General features: G+C 61.3%; 23 protein-coding genes. 17 read left to right on the top strand and 6 right to left on the bottom strand.

Annotated features, from left to right (window positions below; genetic code table 11):
* Positions 1-120 precede the first annotated feature (120 nt).
* Positions 121-582, top strand: a complete 462-nt coding sequence (locus ABJ363_16020) for a CopD family protein (GenBank protein ID MEP4380497.1) — start codon at positions 121-123, stop codon at positions 580-582.
* A 14-nt stretch (positions 583-596) separates the two neighbouring features.
* Here ABJ363_16020 and ABJ363_16015 read toward each other — a convergent pair whose 3' ends face one another.
* Positions 597-1,817, bottom strand: a complete 1,221-nt coding sequence (locus tag ABJ363_16015; protein ID MEP4380496.1) for an alpha/beta fold hydrolase — start codon at positions 1,815-1,817, stop codon at positions 597-599.
* Between the two features lie 103 nt (positions 1,818-1,920).
* Between ABJ363_16015 and ABJ363_16010 the strand changes: the two genes are divergently transcribed.
* From ABJ363_16010 to ABJ363_16000, 3 genes are all read left to right on the top strand, one after another.
* Complete coding sequence (locus tag ABJ363_16010) at positions 1,921-3,264, top strand: dicarboxylate/amino acid:cation symporter (GenBank protein ID MEP4380495.1); 1,344 nt, start codon at positions 1,921-1,923, stop codon at positions 3,262-3,264.
* A gap of 108 nt (positions 3,265-3,372) precedes the next feature.
* Positions 3,373-4,380, top strand: coding sequence for a zinc transporter ZntB (locus ABJ363_16005; protein MEP4380494.1), 1,008 nt, complete (start codon positions 3,373-3,375; stop codon positions 4,378-4,380).
* 26 nt (positions 4,381-4,406) lie between these two features.
* Positions 4,407-5,747 (top strand): mechanosensitive ion channel domain-containing protein, encoded by a 1,341-nt coding sequence (locus tag ABJ363_16000; protein MEP4380493.1) that lies wholly within the window; start codon positions 4,407-4,409, stop codon positions 5,745-5,747.
* An 8-nt stretch (positions 5,748-5,755) separates the two neighbouring features.
* Here the strand turns inward: ABJ363_16000 and ABJ363_15995 are convergent, their stop codons facing one another.
* Positions 5,756-6,553 carry an SDR family oxidoreductase gene (locus ABJ363_15995; GenBank protein MEP4380492.1) on the bottom strand — a complete coding sequence of 266 codons (798 nt, stop codon included), beginning with the start codon at positions 6,551-6,553 and terminating at the stop codon, positions 5,756-5,758.
* Positions 6,554-6,768: 215 nt separating this feature from the next.
* Between ABJ363_15995 and ABJ363_15990 the strand changes: the two genes are divergently transcribed.
* Genes ABJ363_15990 through ABJ363_15970 form a run of 5 tightly spaced genes read left to right on the top strand, consistent with a single transcriptional unit; the run spans position 6,769 to position 13,474 of the window.
* A complete protein-coding gene (locus ABJ363_15990) occupies positions 6,769-7,773 on the top strand; it encodes a cysteine synthase A (protein ID MEP4380491.1) in 1,005 nt (334 codons plus the stop codon).
* Entirely contained in the window at positions 7,770-8,510 is a 741-nt protein-coding gene (locus ABJ363_15985) for an alanyl-tRNA editing protein (GenBank protein MEP4380490.1), read from the top strand. The genes ABJ363_15990 and ABJ363_15985 overlap by 4 nt, the downstream gene beginning before the upstream one ends.
* A 25-nt stretch (positions 8,511-8,535) precedes the next feature.
* A complete protein-coding gene (sseA, locus tag ABJ363_15980) occupies positions 8,536-9,399 on the top strand; it encodes a 3-mercaptopyruvate sulfurtransferase (GenBank protein ID MEP4380489.1) in 864 nt (287 codons plus the stop codon).
* Positions 9,396-10,574 (top strand): cystathionine beta-lyase, encoded by a 1,179-nt coding sequence (metC, locus tag ABJ363_15975; protein ID MEP4380488.1) that lies wholly within the window; start codon positions 9,396-9,398, stop codon positions 10,572-10,574. Before sseA ends, metC begins: the two co-directional genes overlap by 4 nt.
* Positions 10,571-13,474 carry a phosphoenolpyruvate carboxylase gene (locus ABJ363_15970; GenBank protein ID MEP4380487.1) on the top strand — a complete coding sequence of 968 codons (2,904 nt, stop codon included), beginning with the start codon at positions 10,571-10,573 and terminating at the stop codon, positions 13,472-13,474. Before metC ends, ABJ363_15970 begins: the two co-directional genes overlap by 4 nt.
* Before the next feature lie 6 nt (positions 13,475-13,480).
* Here ABJ363_15970 and ABJ363_15965 read toward each other — a convergent pair whose 3' ends face one another.
* Positions 13,481-14,734 carry a cation:proton antiporter gene (locus ABJ363_15965; GenBank protein ID MEP4380486.1) on the bottom strand — a complete coding sequence of 418 codons (1,254 nt, stop codon included), beginning with the start codon at positions 14,732-14,734 and terminating at the stop codon, positions 13,481-13,483.
* A gap of 48 nt (positions 14,735-14,782) precedes the next feature.
* Positions 14,783-15,751: a glutathione S-transferase family protein gene (locus ABJ363_15960; protein ID MEP4380485.1), complete on the bottom strand. Its 969-nt coding sequence runs from the start codon at positions 15,749-15,751 to the stop codon at positions 14,783-14,785.
* Between the two features lie 155 nt (positions 15,752-15,906).
* Between ABJ363_15960 and ABJ363_15955 the strand changes: the two genes are divergently transcribed.
* Together ABJ363_15955 and ABJ363_15950 are read left to right on the top strand one after the other, a co-directional pair.
* Positions 15,907-17,385 carry an MBOAT family protein gene (locus tag ABJ363_15955; GenBank protein MEP4380484.1) on the top strand — a complete coding sequence of 493 codons (1,479 nt, stop codon included), beginning with the start codon at positions 15,907-15,909 and terminating at the stop codon, positions 17,383-17,385.
* On the top strand, positions 17,386-18,345 hold the full coding sequence (locus ABJ363_15950) for a hypothetical protein (protein MEP4380483.1): 960 nt from the start codon (positions 17,386-17,388) through the stop codon (positions 18,343-18,345).
* Between the two features lie 25 nt (positions 18,346-18,370).
* On the opposite strand, the gene ABJ363_15945 is transcribed toward ABJ363_15950, so the two are convergent.
* A complete protein-coding gene (locus ABJ363_15945) occupies positions 18,371-19,792 on the bottom strand; it encodes an MBOAT family O-acyltransferase (protein ID MEP4380482.1) in 1,422 nt (473 codons plus the stop codon).
* A gap of 71 nt (positions 19,793-19,863) precedes the next feature.
* Between ABJ363_15945 and ABJ363_15940 the strand changes: the two genes are divergently transcribed.
* The 6 genes from ABJ363_15940 to ABJ363_15915 all read left to right on the top strand — a co-directional run bounded on the left by ABJ363_15940 (position 19,864) and on the right by ABJ363_15915 (position 24,771).
* Positions 19,864-20,934, top strand: a complete 1,071-nt coding sequence (locus ABJ363_15940; protein ID MEP4380481.1) for a hypothetical protein — start codon at positions 19,864-19,866, stop codon at positions 20,932-20,934.
* A gap of 141 nt (positions 20,935-21,075) precedes the next feature.
* A complete protein-coding gene (locus ABJ363_15935; protein ID MEP4380480.1) occupies positions 21,076-22,221 on the top strand; it encodes an acetyl-CoA acetyltransferase in 1,146 nt (381 codons plus the stop codon).
* Between the two features lie 4 nt (positions 22,222-22,225).
* Positions 22,226-22,615: a Zn-ribbon domain-containing OB-fold protein gene (locus tag ABJ363_15930; protein ID MEP4380479.1), complete on the top strand. Its 390-nt coding sequence runs from the start codon at positions 22,226-22,228 to the stop codon at positions 22,613-22,615.
* An 8-nt stretch (positions 22,616-22,623) separates the two neighbouring features.
* Positions 22,624-23,319: a 3-oxoacid CoA-transferase subunit A gene (locus ABJ363_15925; protein ID MEP4380478.1), complete on the top strand. Its 696-nt coding sequence runs from the start codon at positions 22,624-22,626 to the stop codon at positions 23,317-23,319.
* On the top strand, positions 23,316-23,993 hold the full coding sequence (locus ABJ363_15920; GenBank protein ID MEP4380477.1) for a 3-oxoacid CoA-transferase subunit B: 678 nt from the start codon (positions 23,316-23,318) through the stop codon (positions 23,991-23,993). Before ABJ363_15925 ends, ABJ363_15920 begins: the two co-directional genes overlap by 4 nt.
* A gap of 19 nt (positions 23,994-24,012) precedes the next feature.
* A complete protein-coding gene (locus ABJ363_15915) occupies positions 24,013-24,771 on the top strand; it encodes an SDR family NAD(P)-dependent oxidoreductase (protein MEP4380476.1) in 759 nt (252 codons plus the stop codon).
* 102 nt (positions 24,772-24,873) lie between these two features.
* Here ABJ363_15915 and ABJ363_15910 read toward each other — a convergent pair whose 3' ends face one another.
* Positions 24,874-25,770: an amidohydrolase family protein gene (locus tag ABJ363_15910; protein ID MEP4380475.1), complete on the bottom strand. Its 897-nt coding sequence runs from the start codon at positions 25,768-25,770 to the stop codon at positions 24,874-24,876.
* Positions 25,771-25,787 lie beyond the last annotated feature (17 nt).

The raw sequence follows: 25,787 nt of genomic DNA, 5'->3' as shown, positions 1-25,787 counted from the left end.
ACCAAGTGGTGTCACGGGTTTTCTTGTTCGCGCGTTGACCATTCTGACAACAGGGTAGCGACGCGCGGTATCCAGTGAAAGGGAAACCCGTGACGATGAAGCATTATTTGTGAGGTCACCATGACAACGCTCGCTCTGTCCATTCACATCCTCGCCGCCGTCATCTGGGTCGGCGGCATGTTTGTGATCTATGTCTGCCTGCGCCCGGCTCTGGTCGCGCTCGCCCAGCCGGCCGAACGACTCCAGCTGATGTACACAGTATTTGGAAGGTTCTTTCCCTGGGTCTGGCTGTCGATCATCGCGCTGTTCGCCTCGGGGTACTGGGTATTGTTCACGGTCCAGGGCGGCTTCGCCTTCGCCGGCTCCCACGTACACATCATGCAGGGTGTTGCCTGGATCATGTTCCTGCTCTTCGCCTGGCTTTATTGGGGCGCCTGGGCCGATTTTCGCGAGGCGGTGGACGATGAGAACTGGCCGCAGGCCGGCAAGGACCTGGACCGCATTCGCAAGATCATCGCCGTGAACCTGCCGCTCGGCCTGATCGTCGTGGTGATGGGCGCCGGCGGGCGCTGGTGGACGTGAATATCGACCCCTGACTACGCAAGCCGGGTCTCCACTTTTACCTCACTCTCAAGCGTCCGGTGAACCGGGCATTTGTCGGCGATCTCCAACAATCGCGCGCGTTGTTCATCGCCGAGATCGCCTGTGAGTTCGACAATTCTTTCAATCCTGTCGACGCGCCCCTCCGTGGTTTCACACGCGGCGCAATCGTCGGCATGGATCTTGTCGTGCTTGAGACGCACGACAGCGCGCTCAAGCGGCCATTTCTTACGGTCGGCATACATCCGGATCGTCATCGACGTGCACGCACCAAGCCCCGCCAGCAGCAAGTCATAGGGCGTGGGCCCGGTGTTCCCGCCGCCGATTTTCAGCGGCTCGTCCGCGCGCAGACTGTGCACACCGGCGCTGATCGCCTGGGCGAACGGGTTTTCTCCGGTCTCCGCGACCACGAGTTCGCCTTCATTCGCAGACGGCCCTGCGTCATCGGATTCCTTGTATGCGGGAAGGTAGCGGCTGGCCCAGCTCGCCAGCACGGTCGCGGCATATTCCGCATCGGCTTTCCTCGACACCAGGTGATCGGCGTCATCCAGGGAGACAAAACTCTTCGGGTGCTTCGCCGCCCCAAAGATCGCCGCGGCATTCTCGATCCCGACGGTGTTATCGACCGGGCTGTGCATGACCAGCAGGGCGCGGCCCAGATTTGCCAGACATTCCGTCAGGGACTGCCCCCGGATATCGTCGAGGAACTGCTTCTTGATGGTGAACTCACGGCCTGCCAACAGCATTTTTGCCTCGCCGACCGTTTCGATCTCGTCCGCCGAATCCTGAAACATGTGTGTCAGATGCGCGGGTTCCGAAGGCGCACCGATGGTCACCACGGCCTTCACCTCATCGATCTTTCCGGCCGCCGCGAGAACTGCCGCCCCGCCCAGGCTGTGCCCGATGATTAGGTCCGGTGCGGACAGCACGTCGCGCATATGATCTGCCGCCGCCACAAGGTCCTCAACATTGGAGGAAAAATTAGTATTTGCGAACTCGCCTTCGGAATGGCCGAGGCCGGTAAAGTCGAACCGGACGACCGCAATACCTGTTTCGGTCAGCGCGCGGGCGATCCGTGAGGCCGCATAGATATCCTTGGTGCATGTGAAACAATGGGCAAACAGCGCATAGGCGCGGGGGGGCTGGTCCGGCGCGTCTACTCGGGCGGCCAGCATCTCGCCTGAATGGCCGGGAAATTCGAATTTTTCCGTATTCATTTTTCGGTGCTCCACGGGATTGCGTCACATCAAACGACTTCTTGTGCCGCACGGGTACGATTGTGCCCTTGTGATACCAGTTGAACCAGGCGGACACATAACCATGAACAGAGATGAATGGCACCAATCCGTCGCATTGCCGCGCTCGCTCCCATATCTCGCCAACCGGCTGTTGCCTCTGGTGCGCCAACGCCTCTGGCTCCAGGTCCTGATCGCCATGGCAGCCGGCGTCGGGTTCGGCATTCTGATCGGCCCGACATCGGGGCTCATCGCCCCCGATATTGCCGACGTGATTGGCGCCTGGGTGGCGCTGCCCGGAAAACTATTCCTCCTCGCCATACAGTTCGTGGTCGTCCCGCTCGTTGTCGCCTCGGTCATCCGCGGGATCGCGGCCGGTCAAGGCACACAGGGTCTCGGCGCACTCGGCCTGAAGACCAGCCTGTTCTTCGTCATCTCGACGATCGTTGCCGTCGTGATCGGAATCGGCAGCGCACTTCTGCTCAGGCCCGGCAGCTTTATCGAGCGCTCGGTTCTCGACGCCGCACTCGGCCCGGACGGAGCAACCGCAGCACCGGTGGCGAGCCCCGCAGGTGCGCCCGGCATGTCGGAGATACCGAACCTTATTACCGGCCTGTTCCCCACCGACCCGCTGACGACCTTCACCAGCGGCAACATGCTGCAGATCGTGATTGCCGCCATGATCCTCGGGGTCGCCGTCGTCATGACCGGCGCCGACCAACGTCGACCCCTGCTCGAGCTTCTCGCGTCTGTCCAGGCCGCCTGCATGGTTATCGTCGGCTTCGTGCTTCGGTTCGCACCTCTTGCGGTCTTTGGTCTTCTCGCACAACTGAGCGCCCGCATCGGCCTCTCGGCTCTCATCGGCACCGGGATGTATGTCATCGCGGTGGTGGCGGGGCTTTTTGTCCTGTTCCGGGCCTACTTGCTGGCCGTCCGGGTTCTCGGAGGCCTATCGCCAATCGCGTTTCTGCGCGCCACGCGCGACGTTCTGCTGTTGGCGTTCTCGACATCCAGTTCTGCCGCCGTCATGCCGGCGACGTTGACGGCCACGGAGGAAAAACTGGGCGTGGACGTAAGTATCGCGCGTTTCGTCGTTCCCCTTGGCACGACCATCAATATGGCGGGCACCGCGCTTTATCAGGCCGTCGCGGCACTTTTTCTTGCTCAGGTTTTCGGTGTTGAAATCGGTATCGCGGGCATGGTTCTGATTGTGGTCATGGCGACCGGTGCCGCCATCGGTTCACCCGGCACCCCCGGCGTGGGCATCGTCATTCTCGCCTCGATCCTCACAAGCGTCGGAATCCCCGCTGCGGGCATCGCGATAATTCTCGGCGTTGATCGTCTGCTGGATATGTGCCGGACGGTCGTGAATGTCGCGGGAGACATGGCGGCCAGCGTGGTCATCGATCGCTGGACCGGCACCACATAGTCTGGTGCCGGCGCGGCGGCAACCGCCGACTGAAAAGCGCCATACCATGTCCCTCGGTATCGCCAGACGATTCCTTGCACCTACCTGCCATTGGACTAGACTCACCACATGCAATCAGATGTGGAACAGAGTGACGATATCGTGGGTGAGGTCGATGGCCTGATTTGCGCCTTCCTGCTGGATGGCGAGGGCGGCGGGTCGCCGCTCGACTGGACCGGCGTGCGCGCATGGAAACCCGAAGACGGGTTGCTCTGGGTCCATCTCGACCGCAAGGATCCTGGCACATCAACGTGGATCGAGAATCACAGCGGCATTCCCAGTGCCATCAAACGACCGCTTCTGTCCGAAGACGCCCGCCCGCGTGTCCTGGTGGAACAGGACAGGCTCCTCGTTATCCTCCGCGGGGTAAACCTCAATCCCGACGCCGACCCCGAGGATATGGTGGCGGTGCGTTGCTGGATCGAACCTGATCGAATTGTCACCTTGCGCCATGTTCGACTGATGGCGGTGAACGACATTCGCGAGATGATCGCGCGTGGCGACGGCCCTGCCGACCAGGGCGAGTTTCTGGTGCGATTAACCGATCGTCTGATCGATCGAATGGGCCCGGTCATCTCGGAGATCGACGACACTCTCGACGAGATCGAGGAAACCGTTCAGGAAGATGCGTCGCAGGGGCTGCGCGCACGCCTCGTCCGCACCCGCCGGAGCGCGATTGGCCTGCGTCGCTATCTGGCGCCCCAACGCGACGCCATGTCACGCCTCCAGGCTGAAAAGCTCACCTGGCTCACCGATCTCAACCGCGCATTCCTGCGCGAGATTGCCGACCGGACGACGCGGTATGTCGAAGACCTGGAAGCCGCACGCGAGCGCGCGGCTGCGGTACAGGATGAGTTTAACTACCAGATGTCGGAACGGATGAACCGTACGATGTATGTGCTGACGGTCGTCGCCGCCATTCTCTTGCCCCCCAGCCTTCTGACCGGACTGCTCGGTATCAATGTCGGTGGGTTGCCCGGGGTCGAAAGCCCGGCTGCCTTCTGGATCGTCGCCGCTGCCATCCTCGTGCTCGGTGTGTTTGAATATGTCCTGTTGCGCAAGCTCAAATGGATATGAACCCCTGCTTCAGTGACCGATAGAAAATGAACCGGCTGCTAAACCCCGAAACTCTGAAGTCACTGCTCGCCGATGCACGGATGTGGATCGAGGCCGAGATTTTGACCTTCGCCGCAATCTGGGAACTCGGCGCGATTGCGGTCACGCTTCTTGCCGCGCGGATCATCGCGATTCCCTTCCGCACCTGGCTCGAACCGCAGATCGAGAAAAGCCGTTTCGACGCCAAGATTTCGTTGATCTGGCGGACACTCCTGCCGCTGGTAACGCCCATTATCTGGGTGGTTCTTCTCTGGCTTGCGGTCGCTGTGGCGGACCAGCTCGAATTCCGCGACAAGCTGATGTCGGTCGTAGTCAGTCTTGTAAACGCATGGATCGTGATCCGGCTAATCACCCAGTTCGTTCGCGAAGAAGTCTGGGCGCGGTTCATTGCAATTGTGGTGTGGGTGATCGCCGCGCTCAACATCCTGGGCCTTCTCCAGCCCGCCCTCGACCTGCTCGACGGCATCTCTCTGAGCATCGGCAAGATCCGGATCAGCGCACTCGGTGTGATCGAAGGCCTGTTCTACCTCGTCATGCTGTTGTGGCTGGCAAATCTGGCCGCCAACCTGCTCGAGCGCCGGATCAAGAAACTGCCAAACGTCACGCCGTCGATGCAGGTGCTGTTCACGAAACTCGCAAAGATCCTCTTGGTCATCTTCGCGATTTTCATTGCCGTCAACAGCGTCGGGATCGACCTCACGGCATTGGCGGTATTCGGCGGCGCGCTCGGCGTTGGAATCGGCTTCGGCCTGCAGAAGATCGTGAGCAACTTCATCAGTGGAATCATTTTGCTGATGGACCGCTCCATCAAACCGGGCGATACGATCGGCGTCGCGGGCACCTACGGCTGGATCCAGTCCCTGGGTGCGCGTTACGTCTCGGTCGTCACGCGCGACGGGATCGAACACCTGATCCCGAACGAAGAGCTGATCGTCACGCGTGTCGAAAACTGGTCATTCAGCGGCAAGCGCGTCCGCCTGCGGGTGCCCATCGGCGTGGCGTATGGCTCGGATGTTCACAAGGCGATCGAGCTTTGTGTCGAAGCGACGAAAGACCAGGAACGTATCGTCGGCGATCCCGAGCCCAAATGCCTCCTGAAAGGCTTCGGGGACAGTTCCGTCGATCTGGAAATACGTTTCTGGATTCGCGACCCGGAAGCCGGCGTATCAAATATCAAGAGCGTGGTCTTGCTCCGGGTCTGGGACCTGTTTCACGAGCACGGGATCGAGATTCCCTTCCCGCAGCGCGACCTGCATCTCCGCTCGGTGTCACCGGATGCAAAATCCCTGATCGAGGGTGCAGACACCGCAGACGACCAGAATTCGTAATCTGGCCCCTAGAAAAGCGAACGCACCATCCCGCCGTCGGCGCGGGGCGCACTGCCGTTGATGGCAGACGCCTGAGGTGAACACAGGAACGTCGCAACGGCGGCAATCTCTTCCGGGCGCGCCCAGCGCTGGAGTAGCGATGTTTGCCCCTCCCCCTCGGCGAAATAACCCTTGCTCATTTCTTCAGGTGTCGTGTCCTCGATCTCGGCCATCTGCTGCATGAAGGCCTCCACACCGTCTGTCCATGTCGGGGCAACCTGCAGTGTATTGACCGTGACCCCGGTCTCCCGTGTGCGCTCCGCCAGGCTGCGGGCAATAGACACGAGCGCGGTCTTGGTCATCGCATAATGGGCCATCGACGGGTTGGGTTTCGAGCTCTGGTCCGACCCGATGAACAACACCCGCCCCCAACCGCGCTCCAGCATCGCGGGCATCAGCGCCCGCGACAGACGAACAGCGCTCATCACATTGAGGTCGAACATTGCCTGCCAGTCGGCGTCCTCGATATCGAAGAACTCGTTGACGGTGAACATGCCCGCATTGTTCACCAAAATGTCGATCGCGCCGCCCTCGGTCGCAAACGTCGCGAGGTCCTGCGCGCCCTTTGCCGTCGAAAGATCGGCCGCGAAACCCGCCGCCGACCCGAGGCGGGAAATCTCGGCCACTGCCGCCTCGACACGGCCCGCATCGCGGCCGTTGACAATCACCGACGCGCCTTCCTTTGCCAGCGATTCCGCAATGGCCCGGCCGATCCCCAGGGTCGAGCCCGACACCAGCGCACGTTTACCCGAAAGTCCCAGCTCCATCTCATCCCCCAACGACAATCTGCGGCCGCACCACGCCGGGACGATCCCGGCGCCTGAACCCACCCTGTTATTCGCCCGCACGCGCCAACAATCAAGCCCGCATGTTGGTCGGACATCCGGCCAATCTCTCGCCCGGGCGCTTGCAGGGTCAAGGGCCGGCAGCTACATTCCCGCCAAGCGTACTTTCCCTGGAATCACACACAAAAGGCAGTGAAATGAACGTTCGCGACGGTTTCATAGAAGCGGTCGGCAATACGCCGCTGATCAAGTTGCGTCGGGCCTCGGAAGAGACCGGCTGCACCATCCTGGGAAAGGCCGAATTTCTGAACCCCGCTGGCTCCGTCAAGGACCGCGCCGCGCTCGCGATTGTGAAGGATGCCGAGGCAAAGGGTCTGCTGAAACCGGGCGGTGTTATCGTCGAAGGAACGGCCGGCAACACCGGCATCGGGCTGGCACATGTCGCCAACGCCCGCGGCTACCGGACAGTGATCGTCATTCCCGAGACCCAGACCCAGGAAAAGAAGGATGCGCTTCGCCAGGCCGGCGCCGAGCTCATCGAGGTGCCTGCCGTCCCGTACAAGGATCCCAACAACTACATCAAGCAGTCGGGACGCCTGGCCGACGAGCTCGCCGCCAAGGAAGAAAACGGCGCGATCTGGGCCAACCAGTTCGACAATGTCGCGAACCGACAGGGCCATTTCGACACCACGGGCCCCGAAATCTGGGACCAGACCGAAGGCAAGCTCGACGGCTTCATCTGCGCGGTGGGGACCGGCGGCACCCTTGCCGGCGTCGGGATGTACCTGAAAAGCCGCAATGCAGACGTCAAGATCGGCCTTGCCGACCCGATGGGGGCCGCGATCTACAACTTCTATGCAAATGGTGAGCTGAAATCCGAGGGTTCATCGATTACCGAGGGTATCGGTCAGGGCCGGATTACCGCCAATCTCGAAGGCGCGCCGGTCGATTTCCCGTTCCAGGTCCCCGACGAGGAAGCGCTGCCGGTCATGTACAACCTGATCCGCGAGGAAGGGCTTAGCGTCGGCACCTCGAGCGGCATCAATGTCGCCGGTGCGATCCGCCTGGCCAAGGAACTCGGACCCGGCCATACCATTGTCACCATCCTGTGCGACGGTGCCCATCGCTATGCTTCGAAAATCTTCAACGTGGCGTTTCTCAAGGAAAAGGGTCTGCCGTTCCCGGAATGGCTGGACAAGTGAGCACCACCGCGACGGGCACGGTCTTCCGTGACGACGCCTACACCAAAGAATGCGAGGCCACCATTGTCGCCGTGAATGATTTGGGCGGCATTATTCTCGACAGAACGGTGTTCTATCCGACCGGCGGCGGCCAGCCTGGAGATTCCGGGGTTTTGAAACTTGCCAATGGTGCGAGCGTCAAAATTGCGACCACGGTGAAAGGCCGCGACGAGGACGGCGGCCCGGATGCGATCGTGCATGTTCCCGCAGAAGGACAGGTCTCGCCGGAACCGGGTACCCACGTCTCGGCGAAAATTGATTGGGAACGGCGTCATCGCATGATGCGGGTGCACACTTGCCTGCACCTGCTGTCGGCCGTCATCGAATACCCGGTCACAGGCGGACAGGTGAATGACGGCAAGGGCCGGCTCGATTTCGCAATTCCGGAGAGCAATCTCGACAAGGCCGAAATTACCGCAAAACTGAATGAACTGATCGCCGGCAACCATGGCGTTGAGCAGGACTGGATCAGCGACGATGAACTCGCCGCCCAGCCCGATCTGGTAAAGACCATGAGCGTCAAGCCACCGACCGGCGCGGGTCGGGTCCGATTGATCCGTATTGCGGGCCAGGACCTGCAACCCTGCGGTGGCACCCATGTCGCGAACACGTCCGAGATCGGTGCCGTCACGGTCACCAAAATCGAAAGCAAGGGTCGCCAGAACCGGCGCGTTGCGATCGCACTGAATGACTCGTAACAGAGCGACATAAGGAGAGTTTCTTATGACATATGTAAATGCAGATTCATTGGTCGACACGGCCTGGGTCGCCGATCATATGGATGACCCGAATGTGCGAATTCTCGACGGCTCCTATCACCTCGCCGCGACAGGCCGCGACGGCAAGGCCGAGTATCGCGAGGCGCACATCCCGGGCACCCTCCATTTCGACATCGATACGATATGCGACCCCAACCCGACTCCTTCCCCTCATATGTTTCCGAGCGCGGCGGACTTTGCGGCGGCTGTCGGAGCCATGGGCATTTCCAATGATACGCGGGTGATCATCTACGATGCCGACGGGCTGTTTAGTGCGCCGCGTGTGTGGTGGATGTTCCGGGTCTTCGGACATGAGAACGTCGCCGTGATGGCCGGTGGATTCCGCAATTGGCAGGCCGATGGGCGCCCCGTCACGACGGATATTCCGACATTTGCCACCGCCAGCTTCAATGCGGAACTGGATGCAACGAACCTTCGCTCGATCGAACAAATTCAAGCCAATCTCAACAGCAAAACAGACCTCGTGCTGGATGCCCGCGCCGCCAATCGGTTCGACGGAAGCCAGCCCGAGGCGCGGCCCGGTGTCGAACCCGGCCACATCCCGGGTTCGACCAACCTGCCCTACGCCGAAATTATCGACGCTGAAGCCGGCACCTTCCGCGATGCCGACACACTGCGCGCCGCGTTCGACCGGGCTGGCGTCGATGGCTCTCGCACCGTGGCGACGACCTGCGGGTCCGGCGTCACCGCCTGCATCCTGGGCCTCGGCATGCATCTGATCGGCCGGGATAATTGGGCCCTCTACGACGGGTCCTGGACCGAATGGGGCAGCAATGAAGACACCGTAAAGGAAAAGGGCTCCGCATGACCAAGAAGGACAATGTTCACCTGGAGACGCTGCTTGCCAGCGGCGGGCGCGACCCGGAGAACAATTACGGGATCGTCAATCCGCCGGTCTATCACGCCTCCACGGTAACCAGCCCGACCCTGGCCGAGTGGCGTGCGCGCGATTTCACCAAGCACATCACCTATGGGCGCATGGGCACACCGACCCAGAAGTCGCTCGAGCAGGCCGTGGCACTTGTCGAGGGTGGCGATCATGCGATTGCCGTGTCTTCCGGGCTCGCGTCCATCACCACGGCGATCTCCGCATTTGTCGAAGCGGGCGATCATGTACTTGTCTCGGACAGCGCGTATTTCCCGACCCGCAATTTTTGCAACAACATCCTGGCGAAATTTGGCGTCGAGACCACCTACTACGATCCACTCATCGGTGCCGGCATCGCCGACCTGTTGCAGGACAACACCAAGGTCGTGCTGACCGAAGCCCCCGGCTCCCAGACATTCGAGGTCCAGGATATTCCGGCGATTTCCGCCGCCGCCCATGCACGCGGTGCGGTCGTCATCAACGACAACACCTGGGGCACCCCGCTGAACTTCCGCTCGTTCGAGAAAGGCGTCGATGTCTCCGTGCATGCCGCGACCAAATACATCGTCGGCCATTCCGACGCGATGCTCGGCATCATCGTCACGACGGCGGAACATTACGAAAAAATCTTGATGAACTTCCGCTACTGGGGTCAGCACGCCGCGCCGGACGATTGCTATCTCGGGCTGCGCGGCCTGCGCACCATGGCGGTGCGCCTGCGCCAGCATGAAGAGAGTGCACTCAAGGTTGCCAACTGGCTCCAAACGCGTCCGGAAGTTACCCGCGTGCTGTTCCCGGCCCTGCCCGACGACCCTGGCCACGAACTCTGGAAGCGGGATTTCGAGGGCGCATGTGGCCTGTTCGGCCTGACCCTCGACAAGCATCACGACGATGCGGCACTGGCGGCCATGCTCGACGGCATGGAACTCTTCGCGATGGGCGCCAGTTGGGGTGGCTATGAGTCACTGATCCTCCCCTCGAAACCGATCCGGACTGCAACCGAATGGGAATCGACCGGGACCTTGCTCCGGCTGCATGTGGGCCTCGAACACCCCGACGATCTGATTGCGGATCTGGAAGCCGGCCTCGACCGTCTGGCGGCGGCCGCCGGATGAACGACGGCCATTCGACACAGGATCTCTCCGCCCAACTCTCCATCCTCTATGGAGCGTACCGTCACGCGGCAAAGGACGAGCCTCTCGCAAACCATGTTCAGACAATCTCCGACGAAATCACCCGGATGCTGGACCGCGGCGACATCACGCTCTCGGAAATCGGAGCCGCGATCGATAGCCTGACCCGCGATGCGTTTCAAATTCGCGCCGATCGCCTGGGTGACTATCTCGGCGAGATACAGCCGGAAGAAAACACTTCGCGCCTGCACACCCTGTTCGAGGCGATGGTCCGGGATCGTGAGGGTCGCACCGTCCCGTTCGACGAATTCAGAAAACGTGTCGAGCGCGCCACGTTCGGCATCGTCTTTACCGCACATCCGACATTTTCCATGTCGCGCGAGGCCATGTCCGCGCTGGCCGATCTCGCCGGCAACCGGGACACGCAAGAGCACACGGTCCAGCAACTGTCCGACGGCGGATTGTTCGGCCCGCCCGAACCCATCGACTTGCGCCTCGAAGAAGATTTCGCCGCGCGAGCGATCGCGAACGCCCGTCACGCCCGCGGCCGGATTCACGCCATTATTCTCGACGTGGCCCGCACAGCCTATCCCGACGAATGGCGCGAACTCGTGCCCGAGATCGCGACCCTCGCCAGTTGGGTAGGCTATGACCTCGATGGTCGCGCCGACATCGGGTGGTCCGATACCATGTCCGCGCGTCTTCGAAGCGAGCTCGACCAGGTGGATTTCCTGATCGACCGGACCAACGCCATCAATCACGAAATCTCGAATTCCGCCGATCCGGGTGACGAATTCCGCGCCCAGATCGAACTGGTGGCAGCACGCCTTGGCGGACTGCACGATCTGATCATCGCCGATCTGGATATCCTCAACGCGGATGCAATGGACGGCGACGCGGTCCAGCGCTTCAACCGCCATATCGCGTCGCGGAGCGAAACACGCCAGACGAGCGCGGTATCTCTACTCACACCCCTCGACCGCGCCGTGGTCATCGCACCCGACGCATTGTCCGGTTCGGTCGCCATTCTGCGCGCGCTCGTTGCCACCAGCGGTCTCGGCGCCGCACACGTACATCTCCGCCTGAACGCATCCCAGCTGGTCAACGCGATCCGGCGGGATGTGGGTCTCGAACATTCACCGAATGTCTCGGCCACGCGGCGCTCACACATGCGCGCACTTAACGAACTGATCGCCGATACAACGCCCGTCACCAGCAACTTCGGCGATGTCGTTTCGGAATCCGCGTCGGCGCGGCGACTGTTCATGATCGCCTCGCAGATCCTCAAGCATATCGATTCCGAGACCCCCATCCGGTTGCTCATCGCCGAATGTGAATCACCGTTCGAAGTCCTTACGGCGCTGTACTTCGCGCGCCTGTTTGGCATCGAAGACAGGCTCGACATCTCCCCCCTGTTTGAAACACCTCACGCGCTCGAACACGGTCACGACATGATCGCCGAGCTCGTCGAGAACAAACATTATCGGACCTATATCCAGTCTCGAAAACGCCTGTGCGTACAGACCGGATTCTCCGACGCAGGCCGCTTCATGGGGCAGATCGCGGCCTCGCTGGCCATCGAAAGGTTCCGCATCAAGCTCGCGGACGCGCTCGCCCATGCCGGATTAACGGATATCGAGGTCGTCATCTTCGACACCCATGGCGAGTCCGTCGGTCGCGGCGCCCACCCGGCCTCGTTCGCCGACCGCCTCGACTATGTCGACACCCCATTCAGCCGGTCCGTTTTCGCCAACGCCGGCCTCAACTCCAAGCAGGAACTCAGTTTTCAGGGCGGCGATGGATATGTCTTCTTCGTAAATCCGGATATCGCCTTCGCGACACTCAGCCGCCTGGTTGAACAGCGGTTCGATACCGGAGGGCCAGCAAAAGCGACCGAAGACCGTTTCTATGCGGATACAGACTTTTCGCTCGAGTTTTTCCTCGCGGTGAAGAATTTCCACGACCGTTTGGTCGAGGATCCGGACTACGCCGCTCTCCTCGGCACCTTCGCGACCAATCTGCTCCCCACCTCCGGATCCCGCCCGACGAAACGCGCCCATGAAGGCCAGCGGCCCGCCGATTCCGCACATCCCTCGCAGATCCGGGCCATCCCCAACAATGGAATCCTGCAGCAGCTCGGCTATCTCGCAAATTCCGTCGGCGGCCTCGGGGGCGCGATCAATATCGATCCGGAACGGTTTCACGCAGTTTACGAGCAGTCATCTCGTCTGCGGAGCCTCGTGGACCTCGCCCACCGGGCCGACAGCTATGGTTCGCTCGACGCCTTCCGTGCCTATGTCGGCCTCTTCGACCCCGTGGCATGGCTGTTGCGCGCGCAGGCCAGCGGCGACCCGAGCCTTCGCGAACCGATGGAAAGTCTGGCGGGGACACTCCAGCGCAACCGGCGCCACGAACGGCTGAACCGGATGCTCCGCCTTTTCCTGCAAGACAGCATTGCGCGCCGGACGGCCTTCGATGAACTCGGTCTGGGCGACAGGGCGGCGAACACGACAACCCCGGACTCCGACGCGACACTGGATCTGTTGCACGCCATCCGCGTGGCGTTGATCGGTCACATGTTCCGTCTTGTTACCCGCGTACCGCGGTTCAGCCGGGAACCGAATGTCACGATCGACGATATCGTTGCCGAATTGCTGCAACTCGGAATTCCGGACGCGCTTGTCATTCTCGAACGCGCCTTTCCGATTCCCACAACGCAGCGACCGGCAGAGGACTACGGGGAACCATCCTCCTACGCGCAGCTTAGCCGCGAAGGCTATATCGACGAGCACATCACGATCTTCAAGCCGCTGCGCGAGTCCTATGCGCTGATCCAGAATATCAGCACGGGCATCACGCATGCCTGCGGTGCGATCGGTTAGACCCGTCTAGGGAGTCGGCGGCTCCCCGGGCGCGGATTCCCCCTTCAAGCGGGGCGTCCAGCCCGACAGCAGACGGGCAACGACGATCGGCGTGACCAGCGATGTCGTCAGGCTGACCAACACTATCCCCGCAAACAATTCGGGCGGCATCGCCCAGTCTCCCAATCGGCGTCCTTCGAAGGCGATAACCAACGCGATTTCTGCGCGCGGCACCATGCTCACCCCGAGAATGAGCCCGCCCATCAGGCTCGTCATCGACAGCGCCGGTATGACGGTTCCCGCAACCTTGCCGAAGACCCCCGCCACGAGGAGCGGCGCGCCGATTGCCAGCCCGGCGATCAAAAGGCCGGGCTCGAACAAGAGGCCGATGCTTACGAAGAAGAAGGGCGAGAAGAAATCATAGAGCGGCGAGAAGGCCTCATCGACCTGTGGCGCGGCCTTCTCGCGGCTGAAGATCAGCCCGGCAAACAGCGCCCCGACGGCCAACGAAAACCCGAGCCACCCCGCCACGGCAGCAATGACAAGCACCATACCCGCAATCGGGAGCATCGGGCTCGGGCTTGGCTCGAGGCGCTCGAAAAAGGCGGTAAGCGGCCGCTCCAGATAGTAGGCGAAAATGATACAGACCGCCGCGAAACCGGCGATCTTGACCAGCACACCGAACCCCGCCTGACCTAGTGCACCAACGACGTCGCCGTTCCCCAAAAAAAGGATCGGCGCGATCGAGATCAACAGGATCATCAGGACAACACCGGAGACGTCATCCAGCTCGGCGACATCTGTCAGCAATGCGCCCGACGGTGTGTGCAGGCGTCCGGCCTCACGCCAGACACCCAGGCAAATACCGAGGCTGGTGGCCGTAAGGGCGACGCCGGCAAAAAGACTGGGAATTAGCGGAATCCCGAGCAGATAGTAGGCCGTGGCAAACCCCGCCAGCCCGCTGGCGGCGACATTCCCGATCCAGACCCAGGCGGCCCGGCGAAACTGCTGCAGCATGTCGCGCGCATCCGCTTCCAGACCCACGCGAAACAACAACGTGACGACTCCGATGCCCCCAAGAAATTCGTAGACGGCGATCACCTCGCCAGACAGCAGATCGCCATTCACATCCAGGAACCGGACCGCCACGCCGAGCAGCATATAGGCGACCAGCGCCGGCACACCGATCCGGCGGCAAACACCACGCAGAATCATCGCCGCGACCACGGTCGCGCCGATCAAAAGGATCAACAGCGGTAAATTCTCGATGGATCCGTTCACCCCAGCAACGCTCCATTGCCGCGCATGATTGACGGCGCCGGCGCGACTCTACCCCCGCCCGTGCGGCACGCACGGGTCGATTGCCGGGCCCAGCGGAACGACGCCGCTCGGGTTGCGCTGCGGGCTCTTCGAGTAATAACCGCGTTTGTAGACGTCGAGGTCGACCGTGTCGGCGATCCCCGGCATCTGGTAGATCTCGCGCGTGTAGGCCCAGAGGTTCGGATAGTCGATCAGGCGCCGCAAATTGCACTTGAACGCACCGTAATAGGCAACGTCGAACCGGATCATCGTCGGGAACAGACGGACATCGGCCTCCGTAAACTGATCTCCGCACAGGTAACGGTTATGGGCCAAATGGGCATCGAGCTTGTCCATGGTCGCGAAAACATCGCGAACCGCGCCCTCGTAGGCATCCTGGGCGATCGAAAAACCGGCGCGATATACGCCATTGTTGATCGTCTGATAAATCAGCTCGTTCCATTCTTCGATCTGGTCGGCCAACGCGTCGGGATACAGGTCGCGTTCATTGTTCGAGAATGCATCGAATGCACCATTGAACATCCGGATGATTTCAGCGGATTCATTGCTGACGATGCTTTCGCTCTCCCGATCCCACAACACCGGGACCGTGACACGGGTCGTGGCCTGCGGGTCGGATGCCGTATAGACCTGATGCAGCGCCGACATGCCGAGCACGTTATCGACATGGTCGTCGTCGAAGTACCAGCCCTGGTCATTTCGGCGCGGGACGGTCTTGTCGAGGGTGATGACGTCTTCCAGGCCCTTGAACGTACGCGTCAGAAGGGTGCGATGCGCCCAGGGACAGTTCATCGCAATGTAGAGATGGTAGCGACCGCGTTCCGGTACGTAGCCGCCCTCGCCGCTCGGTCCCGGCGCACCGTCGGCGGTTACCCAGTTGCGGAACGAGGAATCGGTGCGTTTGAAGGCGCCGCTCTTGTCGGTCTTGTTTTTGGTTTCGTTCTCTTCAACCCATTGACCGTCGACCAGCATCGCCATTGTGCAATTCCCTTTATCTGTATTTCTGTAAACTAGGTGAAAATCCCTGAACAGCAAGCCATGATGGCATTTCATCCGCTGGAATCGGGTGTACTCCGCAAGGTGCGGGTGATTGACGATGACGATACACCGGCACACGCGGTAGACACAAAACGATGCTGTTCAACTCCTACCTATTCATCTTTGTGTTCCTGCCGATTGTGCTGGCTGGCGCAGTGTTGCTGTCGCGAATTGCGCGGCGCGATGCGTTGCTGGTGTGGCTGCTGCTGTCATCCTTCGTCTTCTATGCCCATTGGAACGCGAATTTCCTGATCCTTTTGATCGGATCGATCGTCATCAACTATGTCCTGGCGCAGCGCATCCGCGCCGCCGGATCGACCCGCGTCGGCGGCCGACTGCTGCTCCTTGGAATCGCCGGCAACCTCGCCACCATCGCCTATTTCAAATACGCAAATTTCTTTCTGGAGAACGTCTCGCAGGTCACGGGATCGGCGTTTGAATGGACCCGGATCGTACTGCCGATCGCGATCTCGTTTTTCACGTTTCAGCAGATCGCCTATCTCGTGGACAGCCGCCGCGGCCAGGTCCAGCCTCACCGGTTCATTGAATATGCGCTGTTCGTTGCCTTTTTCCCGCAGCTGATCGCCGGCCCCATCGTGCACCACAGCGAAATGCTGGGCCAACTCAAGCGGCTGGCCGGACCGCGCGCGGCGAACATTGCCATCGGGGCCACGATCTTTGTGATCGGGCTGAGCAAGAAGGTGCTTATCGCGGACCCTCTGGGCTCCTTCGGGGGCCCCGTTTTCGCCGCAGCGGATGCGGGTGCGCCGATCTCCTTCCTCGCCGCATGGGCCGGCGCGTTGTCATTCACTTTTCAGCTCTATTTCGATTTTTCCGGTTATTCGGACATGGCCATCGGACTTGCCCGCTTGTTCGGCGTCCGCCTGCCCCTGAATTTCGCGTCTCCCTACAAAGCCACCAGCATCATCGAATTCTGGCGGACCTGGCACATAACCCTGTCGCGATTTCTGCGGGACTATCTCTATTTTCCGCTCGGCGGGAATCGGCGTGGGCCGGCGCGACGCTACATCAACCTGCTCATCACGATGTTGCTCGGCGGTCTCTGGCACGGGGCGGGCTGGGGATTCATTCTTTGGGGCGGCCTGCACGGCATTTTTCTCATCGTCAATCACGCGTGGCGGAAACTGCGTGGCGGTCGGTCGGTGGAGACGGCATATGGCCGACTTGCCTGCTGGGCTTTGAGCTTCCTGGCGGTGATCTTCGCCTGGGTGTTTTTCCGCGCCGATACCACCGATGGCGCATTTACGATTGTCACGGCGATGATCGCTGTCGACACCGCCACATCGCTCGCGACGGACGGACTTACCTTCGGCTGGGAACAGGCCGGTTATCTGGGGGTGGCCGCCGTCATCGCGCTGGGTCTGCCGAACACGCAAGAATTGATGTCGAAATACCGACCCGCGCTAAACTTCAATCGATACGCAACGGGACCCGCGCTTCTCGCGCTGCGGTGGCGGCCCAGTCTAGTGTGGGGCTTGGCATTTGTCGCCACGCTGGTACTGGGGATTTTCGCGATCGCCGAACCCACTGAATTTCTCTACTTCGAGTTCTAGATGCGCCTTACGATCTTCCAACGATGGGTGGCCCTTTACGTCCTGCTTCCGCTGGTCGCGTTTCTTCCGGTGATGGTGCTGCTGCTGAGCATATTGGGAGACGCCTTCTTCGACCCGAATGCGGGCAAACGCTCGGGCCGTCTGGCACATAATCCGGAACTCATTTTCGCCGGCGACAGCCGAAGTGAGCGCGGGTTCGACCCGGCGACGGCCGAGAAAATTCTCGGCTGGCCCGTCGGCAAGGCCAGTAATATAGGTGTCGGTGCGGGCGATCCGCCCGAAGTGCTACAGACCGTCCTCGCCTACCCCGACCATTTTGCCGACGCCACTGTGATTATCAGCATGTCCCCATTCATGCTGAACAACGGCCTCAAACAAGGGGGGTATTACACATACGCGATGATGGCCGAGACAAACCCGGTTCGGCTTCTGATCGAGTTTTTACCCGACAACCCTTCGATGCTGTTCGACTATGTCGCCGACCAGATACGCCTGCAGGCTGCCGGTCGGCCACGGCCACACAAGCTGCGCGACTTGAGCGGCGAGCCCATAACCGAGGACCGCTACAAGGCCGTCGAACGGAAGTTCAACCGGGCGGTCCCGAGGCTGGACGGCCGCTGGTACACCAACTGGCGCATTGATGGGCCGCGAAAAGATGTGGTCGAGCAGTCACTTGCCGAACTGCGCGACCGTGTCGGGCGCCTGATTGTGGTCCATGGCCCGTACGCGGCCACCTACATGGAATCGGCGAAATCCTCGGACGCCCCCGACGCGCGTGCCATCCGCGAATTCGACGACACGATGGCCGCCATCGCGGCCCGGGTCGGCGTTACCTACAAATCCTACGCGTTCGATGACACCTGGACGGATGAGGACTTCTACGATGCGTCGCACCTCAACCATCTGGGGTCCAAGCGATTCACCGCGCATGTGGTGAAGGAACTGGTTCTCGGCAATTAGGCACCACCGTGCCGAACGGAAATACCTAGAACCGAAAGTAGATGAACGGCGAACTATCAAGCGGCAGTAACACGAGCATCAAGGCAAACGCCGCACCCGCGATCATGCCGTAGACGAAGGGTGCCCCCGGCTGCAACTTGCGCAGCCTTTCGACCTTCGCGCCGGCCATCGTGTCGACCAGCACCGGCAGCAGGACCACGACGAGCATCCAGACCGGATAGCCACGCTCGCCGTCCGATATGCCAAATCCGAACATCTTGGAAACGAAGAAGGTCGTATCCGCCAATGTATCGGCGCGGAACGGGATCCAGAGAAAGAACACCCATAACTGCGTGATCGCGAGCCCAAGAACCAGACGCGTAACAGGCGAGCCCCACGCTATTCCGCTCAGCAGAGGGATGTGTTTCCGGAAACGAAAGCCCACGATTGCGACCCCGTGGAGGACACCCCACAGGACGAAATTCCACGAGGCACCGTGCCAGATGCCGCCGAGGATCATGGTGACCATGGCGGCATACACGAAGCGCCATGCGCCACGCCGGCTCCCACCGAGGGGGATATAGAGATAATCGCGCAGCCATGTGGAGAGCGAAATATGCCAGCGCTGCCAGAAGTCGCGGATATTCCGGGCGATGTAGGGATAGTTGAAGTTGCGTGGTAGCTCGAACCCCAGCATCAGCGCCACCCCGATCGCCATCCAGGAATAGCCTGCAAAATCGAAGTAGATCTGGCTGTGGAAAGCCAATGCCGCGACCCAAAGCGAAAGCCGTGACCATTCCGCCGGGTCCGCATAGACCGGGTCCACCACGAGCGCCAGATTGTCGGCGATTGCGGCCTTGTAGCAAAAGCCCAGCAGGAAGACCGCCGCACCATGAATGAAACCGTCCCAATTCAGGGTTTTGGTTTCGGCAAGCTGAGGCATGAAGTCCGTGGACCGGACGATCGGGCCCGCGACCAGTTGCGGGAAGAATGCAATGTAGAGCGCGACATCGAGCGGGTTGGACGACATACGCGTGTCGCCGCGCCCGACATCGACGATGTAGCTGATCGCCTGGAATGTGAAGAAGCTGATCCCCACCGGCAGCAGAATGTCCGGGATCGGCAAATCCGGGCCTTCAAACAGAACCCCTATAACCGCCGACAGGCTCTCAAATACGAACCCGAAATACTTGAAGAAGAACAGGCTTGCGAGCTCGAGACCGACGGCTATCAACAGAATCTTGCGTCGTCTTTGAGCGCCCTCGGACTTTGCGAGAAGCTTGGCTGCGACATAGGCAACGGCCGTCGCATAGATAATCAGCGTCAGGAACCGATAATCCCACGCGGCATAGAACAGATAACTCATCACCAGCAGGAAATGGTGGCGATGGTCCGTCCGGCCTAACAGCCAATAGACTGCAAAACAGAATATGAAGAAAACGGCGAATCTGGCATCGGTAAACAGCATCGCGAGCGCCGTAATCCATCCATTGGTGTAATCGGGTAGACTAAAGGCACACCCGCAAAGAGATTCAGTTCGTGAACAATATAGAGATCATTCTGCTGTTCGGCGCCATCACTCTTGTGGCGATTCAGGTATTGCGCACGCGGCTACCGACAAAGGCGCAATCCTTTCAGCTCCTGGCGGGGAGCGTCGTCGGGTTCATTGTCTTTGTAGGCCTCACGGACGTGACAGCCTGGGGACTGGGCCTCGTGCGCGCCACACATGTTGACGAAGTTACGGCGGAACTCCGACGGAACCCATCGGAGAAACGGCTCGACGTCCTGATTATCGGTTCGAGTCGCTCGGCCAACGCCATCGATGATGATCGGCTCGAAGCGGCACTGGAAAAGGCCGGCTTCCCCTACGATGTGCGGTTTATCGCGGCCGGCGGCTTCTTCGCGTTCGAACATGATGCGTTCCTCAAGGAATATCTTCGAGAGACCGACCGCATCCCGATTGCCGTCCTGTTTGAGGTTTCGACAGAAGCCAAGATTGAGTTCGGTGCAAACAAGGAAAACAAGGCCAGCGGGATTCGCTTCATGAATGGTGATCATGCCTGGCTGGCCTTCGAACATTTGATGGAGTCGAACCGCCCCGCGCGCCACAAGATCCACGATTTACAAACCTATGCCCGCCACGTTTTCTACCGGATATTCAATATCGGGTTCGCCGGCCACGCCAAACACCGTGATTCCCTTCGGGTGCGAAACGCTTATCAACCATTCGATACGCCGAGCCGCGGATTCGATGCGGAAAAAGTCCCAAGCATATCCCGCAAGGATTTCCCGGTGCTCGTGGCCAAGGCCGATGTCCTTGACGCGACCCTGCGCTGGCGCGAACGACAGGCCGCAGCTCTCCCGAAACTCGGCATCAAGCACGCGTTGTATTTCACGCCGCCGATCCTCGACGCCTTCCGGCGCGCCCATCAAGCCGCCATTTGCGAACGAACGCCCGCCATCCGATGCATCGAATATTCGGATTCAAACCTGCCGGAACAACTGACCGAAGAGCACTGGCACGATCCCGGGCATGTCTTGCGGACCGGGGCCGAGATTTACACCGACTGGCTCGCAGAACAGCTCATCCAGAAGCTGGCCGGCGCCTAATACCACTCACCCACACACCCCATCGGGTGCTCGCCATGCGCCCATCAGCATGGACTCCTGCGGGCACTTGGACATAATTCGTCGCAAAGCGCATACGCATAAAAACCAATAAACATATGCTGCGGCGATGGGGGATTTGATTTGAGCCTGAAGAAAGCCTGCGCCATCGCCGGGGTTGCGGAATCCCGCCTCGGCGTCGTCCCGGATTCCACCGTTCTCACGCTGCAGGCCGAGGCCTTCGCCGCGGCGCTGGCCGACGCCGGGCTGGAAAAGTCCGATGTGGACGGGATTCTGGTCTCGGGCGCGTGGGGCCGCCTGCCCCAGCTCCAGATCGCGGAGTATTTGGGCGTACAACCCAGCTATGCCGACAGCACCTCGGTCGGCGGCGCCTCTTTCGAGTTTCACCTGGGCCATGCCGCCGCGGCGATCCAGGCGGGGCTCTGCAAGGTCGCGGTGATCCTCTACGGCAGCACCCAGCGCTCCAAACAGGACAAGTACATCTTCCAGATCCGCAACGACCTCGGATACCAGTATGAGGCCCCCTACGGCCTGCCGACACCGGTTGGTGCCTACGCGCTGGCAGCCTCGCGGCACTTCGCCGAGTACGGCACGACATCCGAACAGCTCGCCGATCTCGCCGTCTCCACCCGTGCCTGGGCCGGTCTTAATCCCAAGGCCTACCGGCGCGATCCTCTGACCCGTGACGAGGTGCTGGATTCCGGGATGATCGCCAGCCCCCTGCACCGCCTGGATTGCTGCCTGTTTACCGACGGCGGCGGTGCGGTGGTGGTAGTTAGCCCCGACGTCGCCAGAACTCTCGACAAACCGCCGGTCTGGCTGCTCGGCCAGGGTGAATCCCTGTCCCACGCGCAGATTTCGGAAATGCCGGACCTCACGGTCACCCCGGCGGCGAAATCGGGCAAACGCGCCTTCGCCATGGCCGGCGTGACCCATGACCAGATTGACGTCACCGAGATCTACGACAGCTTCACCATTACGGTGCTGCTGACGCTTGAATCCCTGGGCTTCTGCAAGCCGGGCGAAGGTGGCGCGTTCCTGGCGAACGGCCGGACTGGCCCCGGCGGCGAATTTCCGCTGAACACCAACGGCGGCGGGCTTTCCTACTGCCATCCGGGGCAATACGGCATCTTCCTGATTATCGAGGCCGTCCGCCAACTGCGTGGCGAATGCGACGCACGCCAGGTCGCCGACGCGGTGATCGCATTGATCAGCGGTACGGGCGGTGTCCTGTCTTCGAACTCGACCTGTATTCTGGGTGTGGAGTAGCGATATGGCCAACGAGACCCAACCCATCGATCCAGACGGCGATCCCTATTGGGCAGGCGCCGCCGAAGGTGAGCTCCGCTATCGCAAATGCGGGGCGTGCGAGGCGTCGATCTTTTATCCTCGCGCCATCTGCCCGGCATGCGGCGCACCCGACCCGGCCTGGGCAGTGTCCAAGGGTGCGGGTAGCATTTATGCCTGCACGACCGTGCATCGCGCCCCGCCGGCCTTCGCAGATAACGCGCCCTACACCGTCCTGCTCGTCGATCTGGACGAAGGTTTCCGGATGATGGGCGGGCTCGCCGGAGATGCAAATGTTGCCGTGGGTGACCGGGTCACCGTAACCTTCCGGGAAGGCCCCGACGGTCGCCCTGCTCCGTATTTCACTCCTGCCTAGTCGGAACCATGAAAAACAAGAAAGCCGAAACCCTCGAAGATGCGGTCAGCCGGGTACCCGACGGCGCGACCCTGCTCATCGGCGGCTTCGGTCAACCGGGCGTGCCCGAAATCCTGATCGACGGGGTCTGCGACCTCAATCGCCGCGACCTCACCATCGTCACCAACAACGCCGGCACCGGCCACAGCGGCATCGCGCGGTTGTTCGAGGAAGGCTGTGTGGCAAAGCTGATCTGCAGCTTCCCCTGGGCCAAGGAGTCCTTTGTTTTCAAGGAACTATACGACGCCGGCAAGATCGAACTCGAGATCGTACCCCAGGGCACTTTGGCCGAACGCATGCGCACGGCGGGTGCCGGTCTCGGCGGATTCCTGACCCCGACCGGCGTCGGCACCGACCTGGCCGACGGCAAGCAAACCATGAATGTCGACGGCAAGGATTACGTGCTGGAAAAGCCGCTGGTTGGCGATTTCGCGTTGATCAAGGCCTACAGGGTCGATCCACGCGGCAACCTGATCTACCGCAAGACCGGCCGGAACTTTAACCCGATCATGGCCATGGCCGCCGCCCACACCATCGTCGAAGTCCAGGAAGATGTCGAAATCGACGATCTCGACCCGGAGGTCATCGTGACACCCGGGGTTTTCGTGGATACCTACTATGTCACCGGCTGGTACGAGATCGGCAAGGAGCGGAACGCATCATGAGCGACGAACAGACAAACCTGCTGACCCGACTACAAATCGCCGCCCGCGCGGCCCAGGACATGGAAGACGGCTGGCTGGTCAATCTCGGCATCGGCATGCCGACCATGATCCCCGCTTTCATTCCCGGCGATCGCGACGTGATGTTCCATTCCGAGAACGGCCTGATCGGCATGGGGCCGCCCCCTGCCGAGGGCGAAGCGGACCAGGACCTGATCAGCGCCGGCAAGGAGTTGGTGACCATGGTCCCCGGCGGCGCCTTCACACACCATGCCGATAGTTTTGCGATTGCCCGCGGCGGGCGGCTCGATTGCGCGGTTCTCGGCGCGTTTCAGGTGGCCGCGAACGGCGATCTCTGCAACTGGCGCCTGCCCAACCAGACCTCGGGCAGCGTCGGCGGTGCCATGGACATCGCGGCGGGTTCCAAGCGGGTGTTCGCCATGATGACCCACACGGCGCGCGACGGCGCGGCGAAGATCGTCGCCGAGCGAACCTATCCCCTCACAGCCGGCAGCGTAGTGACGCGGATATTCACGGATATGGCGGTGATTTCCGTGACCGACGCGGGCCTGGTGCTCGACGAGGTCGCACCGGGGCTCACCGCCGCCGAGGTCCAGGCCGTGACCGACGCGCCGCTGATCATGAATTCCGTTGGTACCATCGCGATCGCCGCCTAGCGCGGACGGGGGCAGTCACATGAACGAACTGACAGACATCACCGGCCAGGTCGCCGTCGTCACCGGCGGCACCGCAGGCATGGGCGAAGCCGCCGCCGTGCGGTTCGGCGCCGAGGGGGCGAAAGTCGCCGTGATCGGCCGCACCCGCGAGAAAGGCCATGCCGTCGTCAAGCGAATCACCCATGCCGGCGGCGAGGCCATGTTCGTCAAGGCCGAATGCGCCGACGAGGGCGAGGTCAAGGCCGCCGCCAAGACAATCCTCGACACGTGGGGCCGCGCGGATATCCTCGTGAACACGGCGGGCGGGTTCATCAACGTCCCGCCGCTCGAGGAAATCACCCTGGATGCGATGCATCACAGTTTCGACTGGAACGTGATCGCAAAATTTCTGATCACCCGGGAACTGGCGCCGGCCATGAAGGCCAACAAGTATGGCCGGATCGTCAACATCTCCTCGCTCGCGGGTCGCACGGCGCGTGGCGGTGCCATTGAGTACGCCACGACCGAAGCCGGGATCATCGGCCTGACCCGCCGCCTGGCGACGGAACTCACGCCCCATGGCATCACCGTGAACGCGATCGCGCCGGGACTGGTGCGGACCCCGCGGGTCGAGCGCCACCCGGCGGAGGTTCTTGAAGCGCGTGGCAAGGCGACCCCGGCCGGCCGCCTCGGCACACCGGAGGAACTGGCGCACGCCATCTGGTATTTCTGCACACCGGGCGCGGCCTTTACGACAGGCGCGGTGCTCGACGTGAACGGCGGCGCGTGGATGGGTTAGCCGAACCGCAACCGTCATACCCGGGCTTGACCCGGGTATCTTTCCCGACGATGCCAGAGATACGCGGATCAAGTCCGCGCATGACGGTGAAAAGAAGATGGCCTATATCCGGAAGAAACCCGCCGCCGTGTCGTGGAAGAAGGCGCGTTGCTCGGCCTCGCTTCGCGGCGCCAGGATCTGCTTACAGGCGCCCACCAGATCGTCGTACTTCGCCCACAACTTCTCCAGCGGGAAGTTGCTGCCGTAGAAGCAGCGATCCGCCCCGAAACGATCAAGCACGTGATCCAGCATGATCCGCATATGGTCGACATCGCATTTGGCGGTGAAGAAGTTCAGGCCCGAACATTTGATCCAGACATTTGACATGGGCACGAGATACTCCAGCCCTTCCTTCCACGCATTGACGGTCGCGTCGTCGTCGGACGTCAGCATCCCGCCATGCACCAGACAGAAGTTTGTCTCCGGGTGATTTCGCACCAGTTCGGCGAAATGCACGAATTGGTGAGAGAAGCCCTGAAGTTCGAAGGTCATGCCGTGGTTCTTGAGCAGCGCTATCGAACTCTGGAATGCATCGGTCAGGCACAGGTCGGGCCGATCGGTGCGGCAGCGCAGCGGATCGCCTTCCCAGAAATGGAGCTGATGACGCACGCCGCGGGTGTTGGCGTATTCGGCATGCCCCGCCAGCACTTCCTCGATATTCGGGTCGGTCATGATGGCGTGGCCGACGATGGCGTGGGGAAAGCCCGTTCGGTTGGCCTCCGACTGCAGCCAGGCCGTCTCCTCGACGGGTTTGGCCGGATCGTAATTGGCCTGCACATGCACCGATTTGACGACATTGTTTTCGCCGAAATCTTCCAGCATGTCCTCGACCATATAGTCCTGCCGCAGGTCGCTGTAGTCGACTTTGTACATCTTGGGGGTCATCGGCGCGGCCAGCCACGGGTATTTCTGCCAGTGCCAGAGATGATGGTGGCTGTCGATGATAGGGCCTGAATACATCCGGGGATTCCTCTCTT

This window comes from Alphaproteobacteria bacterium (assembly GCA_039980135.1).
In the GTDB taxonomy this organism is placed as follows: Bacteria; Pseudomonadota; Alphaproteobacteria; order UBA6615; family UBA6615; genus UBA8079.
The sequence above is the reverse complement of the archived record's forward strand: the minus strand, read 5'-3'. Positions and strand labels throughout refer to the sequence as shown.